A 7,696-nucleotide genomic window follows, 5' to 3' on the forward strand; every position below is an offset into this window, starting at 1 on the left:
CGCCTGGTGGGGCGTCAGAGCCCGCGGAACCGCGCGTCACTGCTCGACGCGAACCCAGTCGATCAGGTACCGGACGTTGCCCGCGGCCACCTTGTCCACTGTGGACTGAGGCAGGCCGAAGTACGGTTCCGTGACGCCGTTGACGCCGTTGGGGTACCCGCCGCCGAGGGCGAAGTTCAGGATCAGGAACTGCGGGTCGTCGTACGCCCATGTCCAGCCCTTGGACTGGATCTCCTGCTTGGTGACCCGGTACGTCTCGACGTCGTCCACGGAGAAGGCCAGCCCGTCCGGCGTCCAGTCGACCTTGTAGACGTGCCAGTCGGCCGGGTCCTTGCCCTCGAAGTTCTGGCGCTTCGTGAACGGGGTGTCGCCGTGGTACTCCGGGCCGTGCAGCGCCGAGCTCGTCCACGGCTCGCCGACGTGCTCCATGATGTCGATCTCGCCGCACTCCGGCCACGGCTTGCCTGCGTCGATGTTCGCGCCCAGCGACCACCACGCGGGCCACAGCCCGGACGCGGTGGCGCCCTCGGGGAGCTTGAGCCGCGCGGCGTAGCTGCCGTAGGTGAACTCGACCTTGTCCTGGGTCTTGATCCGGCCGGAGACGAAGTCGTAGGTCTGCCCGTCCGGCGCCTGGTGGCCGGGCTGGTACCGGGGGTGCAGCACCAGCGCCCCGTTGCTCGCGCCGGTCGACGGGTCCTGGTCGAGGTAGATCGTCTCCGCCGAGTCGATGTAGGCCTGCTGCTCCTGGTTGACGGTGCCGAAGTTCTCGCCGGTCACCTCGACCGTCCACTTCGAACGGTCCAGCTCCGGGCCGGAGAAGTCGTCGAAGAACACCTCGGCGCGGGGCGCCGCACCGGCTTCGAACAGCGGGGCGGAGGCCAGTAGAGCGAGCGCGGCACCGGCCGCGAGCAGTCGTCTCGGGGCCATGTCGGCTCCTTCCGAGTGGTGGGAGCGCCCCACTCCCGCGCGCCCAGGGTTCGAAAATGGATCGATCGAGTATGCCCACCGATTCCGCGCCCGGTCCCGCTCGTGTCGTGTTTTGGACCCGCGTTCAGATCGGCTCACCGGCGCTTTCTCCGCCGCCGCAACCGGTTCCGCGGTCGATAGGATCGACTCGTCCTCCGGTCGTCTCACGAGGAGTGCGGATGGTGAAGTCAGCCCGGCGCGGGCCCTACTTCTGCGGCATCGATGCCGCGATGGACGTGGTGTCCGGCAAGTGGAAGGTGCTGATCCTCTGGGAGCTGGACGAGCACGGGACCCGGCGGTTCGCCGAACTGCGGCGCGGCCTGCCGGGCGTGACCGAGAAGATGCTGACGCAGCACCTCAGGGAGATGGAGCAGGACGAGCTCGTGCACCGCGAGGTCTACCGGGAGGTGCCGCCGAAGGTGGAGTACTCCCTGACGGAGCACGGCGAATCCCTCAACCGGGCGCTGATGGACCTCGGCATCTGGGGCAACGAACGCATCCGCCGCATCGGCGCCGAGAAGGTGCACGTCGCCGCGAGCTGAGCCCGGCGGAATCGTGGCGAGCATTGCAGATCTGCCGGAATCGCGGTCCCGCCCGGGCACGCGGAACTAGGGTCGGGCGCGACCGAGCGGAGGGGGATCGATGCTCATCTTCGGGATCGTGCTGTTCATCGCGGCCGGGGTCGGGTTCTACTTCATGCGACGTGCCCGGGACCAGCTGCACGCGATGATCGGTGCGGAAACCCTGCCGGTCAACGAGCTGGAGGTGCTGCGCCGGGCCTCCGACGAGGTCGGCGCGCGGGGCGGGTTCCGCAAGCAGTGCGAGGTGGTCGGCGCGGCCCACCCGCGACCGGAGGGCGTGCTCGTCTCCGAGCTCAGCAAGACGGAATGCGTCTGGTTCCGCTACGTCGTCAAGCGGCGCTACGAGCAGGTGAACTACCGGGACGGCCGCCGCCACGTGGAACGGCGCACCGAGACCGTCGCCCAGCACACGTCCTGGGAGGGCTACGCGCTGCGCGACGACCAGGGCGTGCTGATCGGCGTCGATCCCCACGGCGCCAACCCGGACCGGCCGGAGCAGGTCGTCGATCGGTTCGAGCCGTACAACCCGCAGGGCCCGGTGGTGTTCGGCCTCCAGCTGCCGAACATCTTCGACAGCAGCGGCACGATCGGCTACGAGTACGAGGAGTGGGTGATCCGGCCCGGCCGGCGGCTGTACGTCCTCGGCGAGGTGCACGACAAGATCGGTCCGCTCGTGATCGGCAAACCCGAGCGGGACGGCCACTTCATCGTCTCCACCCGCACCGAGCAGGAGGTCCGCGACAGCCGCCGGAACCAGCACCGGTGGCTGGCGATCGGAGTCCCATTGGCCGCCCTGGCGGGAATCGTCCTCGTGGTCCTCGACATCGTCCGCTGACAGCCCGCTCCCGGTGGTCCGTTTCCAACCTCGTTTTGCGTGGCGGTGCGGGTAGCGGAACCTCAGAGGCTCCCTGGTCTGTGGGTGCCCCTCCTGATGTATGAGACCAATACACGGCGGAGGGGCCGTCCTCGCCAGGAAACCTCTGAGAACCCGCGGCGGTGCAGGTGTCGTAGGTGGGTTATGCGCCTGCGGCGCATGCGACACCTCATCGACGTGTGGCTTTGCGGGCCGCGGTTGCGGGCCGACCAGGATGAAAAACGCTCAATGGAAATTGCTTACCACCGGCGTGTCACGCCCGACACGCCGACTCCTGTGGACAACTTCCGCAATTTCAATGGAAATCGGACCTTCGATTTCCATTGAAATTGCGGACCAGCGGACCTCGGGGCCGCTGGTTCAGGTGTCTCGGCGGGTTCGGAACGAGGCGATCAGCATGACGATGCCGATCGCGACCGCGGACGCCGCGAGCAGCCACTGCACGTCGCCGCCGAAGCCGAGCAGCAGACCCCCGGCGATGACGATCGCGAGCAGGCCGCCGGCCAGCGTGAACATGTCCGGTCCGCCGCGGTCGGCACGGCGGGTGATCTCTTCGTCAGCCACGGATGACCTCCACGTCTCCAGTGCCCACCACCAGGTCGAGCACGATGTGCCCACCGCCGGGTCCGTCCTCGCCCTGGTCCACGACCGTGCGCTCCGCCGACCGGCCGTCCGTCGAGTCGCCCAGGCATTGCACGCTGCCCAGCTCCGCCGCGCACCGCGCGGTCACGTCCACGTCCGGCGGCAACTGCACGAGGATGTCGCCGAGCCCGACGTTGGCGCCGGTGTGCAGCTCCTGGCCGTCGGCGATCCGCAGGTCCCGCAGGTCCAGCTGGACCGATCCGGCCGATCGCTTGTAGAGCGGCTGGACGTTCTGGATCGCGGTGGGCCGGATCTCGTCGTCGCCCAGTTCGCCGCTGAGATCGCCGAGCGGCAGCGCCGCCAGCAGCATGGCCAGCCCGCCGACCGGGATCGCCGCCCCGATCAGCCCGCGGCCGCCGCGCAGGAACGCGCCGACGACCATGCCCACGCCCAGCACGGCGAGCGCGATGGCCAGCGCGGTGCTCATCGGCGAGCCCAGCGCGGTGGCGAGAGCGGCGGCGAACGCCGCGAGCCCCAGGGTCACGAAGCTGATCCAGCGCCGCGTCGGCTGCTTCTGCTCGTGCTCGTCCGGCTCGCTCGGCTCGGGCAGGTCCCACGCGAACGGCGCGGCGCCGAGCGGATCCCAGGCCGGCGGAGTCTGCCGCGGCGTGTCGTCCGGGGGCGGCGCGGTCGATGTCGTACCGGGGTAGACCCAGGTGTTCGCAGCCACCGGCGCCGCCGGTTGCGGGCCGGTTCCGGGCGTCGCCCGGGGTGCCGCCGGCGCGACGCCGCGGTCGCTGTAGTTGTGATGCAGCAGGTAGAGCAGGGCGAGGCCGATCGCCAGGCCGAGGATGGACGGCGTGCTCACCAACCAGAGCACTCCCGGGATCAGCAGGAGCACGATCACCACGGCCAGCGTCGCGGACGTCGGCTCCCGGGTCGGCTCGGTCGAGCCCGGAACGGGATCGCCTTCCTTCGGGAACAGCAGCCATCCCAGCAGGTAGAGGACCAGCCCGGCGCCGCCGTAGAACGTGCCCAGGACGAAGGCGACGCGCACCAGGATCGGGTCGATGCCGTACCGCACGCCGATCGCGGCGGACACGCCGCCCAGCTTGCCCCCGGTGCGCGGCCGCACCGGGCGGGTCTCCCAGAAGTCCCGCAAGGTGTCCTCGAAACCGGCGATGCCGGACCGCTTCGTACTGGTCATGGCAACCACTATCCGAGTCCGGCGCGGCAGGCGGCATCAGGGTCGCCCCTGAGGTAGCCCGGAAAGTCAGGGACCGTCCCCGATGTCCGCGTGCGCGCGTGCGTGTGACCATCGATGTCGTGAAAGCCCGGTACAAGCGGAAGCGGACCAGTGCGGCGGAAGCGGCGGCTGAACCGCCGACGATCCCGGCGGCGCGCCTGATGGCGGAGCACCGGCAGCAGCCCGCACCGTTCGCGCAGCTGCACCGGCGGCGCACCGGACGGCTGGTGGCCGGGGTGGCCGGTGGTGTCGCCGAGCACCTGAACCTGCCGGTGCTGTGGGTGCGCGGTGCCTTCGCCGCGCTCGCCGTGTGCGGTGGAGCGGGAATCATCGCTTACGCGATGCTCTGGGTGTTCGTCCCGCAGGGCACCGGCGCGGAGCAGCCGGTCTCGACCAAGGAGCGCCAGCAGGGCTTCGGGATGATCCTGCTCGGCATCGGCGCGATGGTGGCGGTCGGCTCGCTGGTGGCGATGCCGACGTGGGTCGTCGCCCCGCTGCTGGTGGTGCTGATCGGCGCCGCCGTGGTCTGGCGGGAGGCCGACGAGTCGCAGCGCCGCCGGTGGCGGCAGGGTGCGCGGTCCGGGATGGTCGGCGGCGGCGGGCGGCCGGCGCTGGTGCGCATCCTCGCCGGCGCGGCGCTGGTGGTCGTGGGCATCGTGGTCTTCCTGGCCGGCACTTCCGACCCATCGGACGTCCGCACCGGCCTGCTCGCGATGGTCGCCACGCTGATCGGCGTCGCGGTGCTGACCGTGCCGTGGTGGCTGCGCCTGGTCCGCGATCTCAACGTCGAGCGGGCGAGCCGGATCCGTTCGCAGGAACGTGCCGAGATAGCCGCGCACCTGCACGATTCCGTGCTGCAGACCCTCGCGTTGATCCAGAAGCAAGCCGAGTCCGAGCGCGAGGTGCGCCGCTTGGCGCGAGGCCAGGAACGCGAGCTGCGGAACTGGCTCTACGGCCCGGACGGCTACGGCTCCGAGGGGACGGCGTCGACCGACGACGGGCCCGCTGCGCGGTTCGCCGCCGAGGTGGCCCGGATCTGCGGCGAGGTCGAGGACGTCTTCGCGGTCAAGGTCCAGCAGGTCGTGGTCGGCGACTGCGACCTCGACGAGCGCCTGACCGCGCAGCTCGCCGCGGCCCGCGAGGCGATTGTGAACGCCGCCAAGCACGCGGGCGTGGGGGAGGTCAGCGTCTACGCGGAGGTGGAGCCCGAGCAGGTGTCGGTGTACGTGCGGGACCGCGGCGCCGGGTTCGACCCGGAGCACGTGCCCGACGACCGGCACGGCCTCGCCGACTCGATCCACGGCCGCATGCAGCGGCACGGCGGCCGGGTCAAGGTGCGGACCTCGCCCGGCTCGGGCACCGAGGTGCAGATGGAAATGCCCAGGGCAGCGGCGTGAACTCGCGTACGCTGCGGGACGAACCCAGCGATGGAGGATGTTGATCGTGACCGGTGAAGCGACACCCGAGGGCAGCGAATCCCGGCCGGTCCGGGTGTTCCTGGTCGACGACCACGCGTTGTTCCGCGCCGGGGTGCGTGCCGAGCTGGCGGCGGCCGCCGACCAGGTCGAGGTGGTCGGGGAGGCCGGATCGGTCGCCGAGGCGGTCGCCGGGATCGGCCACTACGCGCCCGAGGTGGTGCTCCTCGACGTGCACATGCCCGACGGCGGCGGCGCCGAGGTGCTCCGGCAGGTGCGCAGCAAGAACACCAGCGTGGTGTTCCTGGCGCTGTCCGTGTCGGACGCGGCGGAGGACGTGATAGCGGTGATCCGCGGCGGCGCGCGGGGCTACGTCACCAAGACCATCTCCGGGCGGGAGCTCGCGGACGCGATCGAGCGGGTGCGGGCCGGCGACGCCGTTTTCTCCCCGCGGCTGGCGGGTTTCGTGCTGGACGCGTTCTCGGAGGGCCCGAACTCGGCGCCGGTCGGCGACCCGGAGCTGGACCTGCTGACGCCGCGCGAACGCGAGGTGCTGCGGCTGCTGGCGCGCGGCTACGCGTACAAGGAGATCGCCTCCGAGCTGTTCATCTCGGTCAAGACGGTGGAGACGCACGTGTCCAGCGTGCTGCGCAAGACCCAGCTGTCGAACCGCTACGAGCTCTCCCGCTGGGCCTCAGACCGCCGCCTGGTGTGATTCTGTCGCGGGCCAGGCGCGCATCGGCACGACGCCGGTGGCGCGCCCGGATTCCGCGAGCAGCCTGCCCATCCGCTTCACGGTCCGCAGGTTCACCAGCGTGTCGTGCACGACGAAGCTCGGGAAGTTCCGCGCCACCACCTGCTCGAACTGCTGGATCGCGCTGATCGAGGGCAGCCACACCGTGGCGAGGAGGTTGTGCTCGCCGGTGACGGTGGCGCACATCCTGACCGGTACCAGGCCGGCGAATCCGGCGGCCACACGATCCACGTTCTCCGCGGCGACCCGGCCGCGCACCGTCACGGTGACGGGAAGGCCGACCAGCGGCGCGGCCACCTCGCAGCGCAGGGAGAGCACGCGGGACCGCAGCATCGCGGTGGTGCGGCGGCGTGCCGTCGCCTGGCTGGTGCCTGCATCGCGAGCCAGGTCCGCGTAGGAGGCGCGCCCGTTCTCCGACAGCAGCCGCGCCAACCTCCGGTCGAGCGCGCTGAAAGTGAACGCGGTGCCGGGCTGCTGGCGGTCGAGCCCCGGGTCCAGTGCCGCGTGCGCTGAAGCGCCCAGCGCGTGCAGCCGCCAGTTCGCCCCCTCGCTGTAAAAGCGGGTGACCAGCGCCGTCGTCGTCGCGGTCAGGCCGGGAATCCGCTCGACCCGCCGGAGCAGGTAGTGGTTGAGCGCTTCGAGGTTCTGCGCCGCCACGGTGAGCATGAGGTCCTGCGCCCCGGCGGTGACCTCCACCGAGATGCAGCAGGAGTCGTGGGCCAGCGCCGCCGCGACCTCGTCCTTGGTGCCCGGTAGGCACCGGACGGTCACGAACGCGACGCAGTCGCCGTTGGCGGGCGCGGCGAAGTACGCGGTCGTCCAGGCGTCGCCGCTGCCGGACAGCCGTTCCCAGCGGCGGGCCATGGCATCGGCCGACCGGACGCCCAGCGAGGCGGCCACGGCGGACCACGGGGCCCGAGGCCAGACCTGGAGCGCGTTCACGAGTGCCAGGTCCGACTCGCTGAGCATGACCGATTTCCCCGCCACAGCCGGGAATCATGACGGATTCGCCAACTTTCGACAATGCCTGCGCCGCGTTCACCGACCATGCCGCAAACCGCATGGAAGGAGTCGCGATGACCACCAGCGCAGATGCCGGGCGGACGCGGCACCGCCGCACCGCATCAGGCTCGCCCAGGTCGAAGCCGCCGAGGGGCCGCCGGGTTCCAGGTGGCGAAGTGGCGGCGATTTCGCGCTCTTACTTACCAAGTTCACACAGACCAGCGCCGGACCACCGGGCAGCCCGTTACCAGCGGCAATAACCCCGACCCGACGTCA

At 70.8% G+C, this 7,696-nt stretch carries 9 protein-coding genes; 5 read left to right on the plus strand and 4 right to left on the minus strand.

Annotated features, from left to right (window positions below; all coding sequences use genetic code 11):
- Window positions 1–36: 36 nt before the first annotated feature.
- Window positions 37–927, minus strand: coding sequence for a glycoside hydrolase family 16 protein (locus tag AC07FN_RS38760; RefSeq protein ID WP_478400130.1), 891 nt, complete (start codon window positions 925–927; stop codon window positions 37–39).
- Between the two features lie 218 nt (window positions 928–1,145).
- Here AC07FN_RS38760 and AC07FN_RS38765 point away from each other — a divergent pair, with 218 nt between their 5' ends.
- The 3 genes from AC07FN_RS38765 to AC07FN_RS38775 all read left to right on the plus strand — a co-directional run bounded on the left by AC07FN_RS38765 (window position 1,146) and on the right by AC07FN_RS38775 (window position 2,748).
- Window positions 1,146–1,508 (plus strand): winged helix-turn-helix transcriptional regulator, encoded by a 363-nt coding sequence (locus AC07FN_RS38765; RefSeq protein WP_478400131.1) that lies wholly within the window; start codon window positions 1,146–1,148, stop codon window positions 1,506–1,508.
- Between the two features lie 100 nt (window positions 1,509–1,608).
- On the plus strand, window positions 1,609–2,382 hold the full coding sequence (locus AC07FN_RS38770) for an E3 ubiquitin ligase family protein (RefSeq protein WP_478400132.1): 774 nt from the start codon (window positions 1,609–1,611) through the stop codon (window positions 2,380–2,382).
- 183 nt (window positions 2,383–2,565) lie between these two features.
- A complete protein-coding gene (locus AC07FN_RS38775; protein ID WP_478400133.1) occupies window positions 2,566–2,748 on the plus strand; it encodes a hypothetical protein in 183 nt (60 codons plus the stop codon).
- 33 nt (window positions 2,749–2,781) lie between these two features.
- Here AC07FN_RS38775 and AC07FN_RS38780 read toward each other — a convergent pair whose 3' ends face one another.
- Together AC07FN_RS38780 and AC07FN_RS38785 are read right to left on the minus strand one after the other, a co-directional pair.
- Entirely contained in the window at window positions 2,782–2,985 is a 204-nt protein-coding gene (locus tag AC07FN_RS38780) for a hypothetical protein (RefSeq protein ID WP_132486427.1), read from the minus strand.
- On the minus strand, window positions 2,978–4,210 hold the full coding sequence (locus AC07FN_RS38785; protein WP_478400134.1) for a PspC domain-containing protein: 1,233 nt from the start codon (window positions 4,208–4,210) through the stop codon (window positions 2,978–2,980). Before AC07FN_RS38785 ends, AC07FN_RS38780 begins: the two co-directional genes overlap by 8 nt.
- A gap of 119 nt (window positions 4,211–4,329) precedes the next feature.
- On the opposite strand from AC07FN_RS38785, the gene AC07FN_RS38790 reads away from it, so the two are divergent.
- Both AC07FN_RS38790 and AC07FN_RS38795 read left to right on the plus strand, forming a co-directional pair.
- A complete protein-coding gene (locus AC07FN_RS38790; protein WP_478400135.1) occupies window positions 4,330–5,646 on the plus strand; it encodes an ATP-binding protein in 1,317 nt (438 codons plus the stop codon).
- 37 nt (window positions 5,647–5,683) lie between these two features.
- Complete coding sequence (locus AC07FN_RS38795; RefSeq protein WP_478400136.1) at window positions 5,684–6,379, plus strand: response regulator; 696 nt, start codon at window positions 5,684–5,686, stop codon at window positions 6,377–6,379.
- On the opposite strand, the gene AC07FN_RS38800 is transcribed toward AC07FN_RS38795, so the two are convergent.
- Window positions 6,359–7,387 carry an Lrp/AsnC family transcriptional regulator gene (locus AC07FN_RS38800; RefSeq protein WP_478400137.1) on the minus strand — a complete coding sequence of 343 codons (1,029 nt, stop codon included), beginning with the start codon at window positions 7,385–7,387 and terminating at the stop codon, window positions 6,359–6,361. The genes AC07FN_RS38795 and AC07FN_RS38800 overlap by 21 nt on opposite strands.
- Between the last annotated feature and the right edge of the window lie 309 nt (window positions 7,388–7,696).

This window comes from Saccharopolyspora sp. NPDC045941, assembly GCF_056431445.1.

What these genes read in the sequence shown, in the direction of transcription:
- AC07FN_RS38760 (WP_478400130.1), bottom strand. Translation starts at nt 927, where the DNA reads ATGGCCCCGAGACGACTGCTCGCGGCCGGTGCCGCGCTCGCTCTACTG.
- AC07FN_RS38765 (WP_478400131.1), top strand. Translation starts at nt 1,146, where the DNA reads ATGGTGAAGTCAGCCCGGCGCGGGCCCTACTTCTGCGGCATCGATGCC.
- AC07FN_RS38770 (WP_478400132.1), top strand. Translation starts at nt 1,609, where the DNA reads ATGCTCATCTTCGGGATCGTGCTGTTCATCGCGGCCGGGGTCGGGTTC.
- AC07FN_RS38775 (WP_478400133.1), top strand. Translation starts at nt 2,566, where the DNA reads ATGCGCCTGCGGCGCATGCGACACCTCATCGACGTGTGGCTTTGCGGG.
- AC07FN_RS38785 (WP_478400134.1), bottom strand. Translation starts at nt 4,210, where the DNA reads ATGACCAGTACGAAGCGGTCCGGCATCGCCGGTTTCGAGGACACCTTG.
- AC07FN_RS38795 (WP_478400136.1), top strand. Translation starts at nt 5,684, where the DNA reads ATGTTGATCGTGACCGGTGAAGCGACACCCGAGGGCAGCGAATCCCGG.
- AC07FN_RS38800 (WP_478400137.1), bottom strand. Translation starts at nt 7,387, where the DNA reads ATGCTCAGCGAGTCGGACCTGGCACTCGTGAACGCGCTCCAGGTCTGG.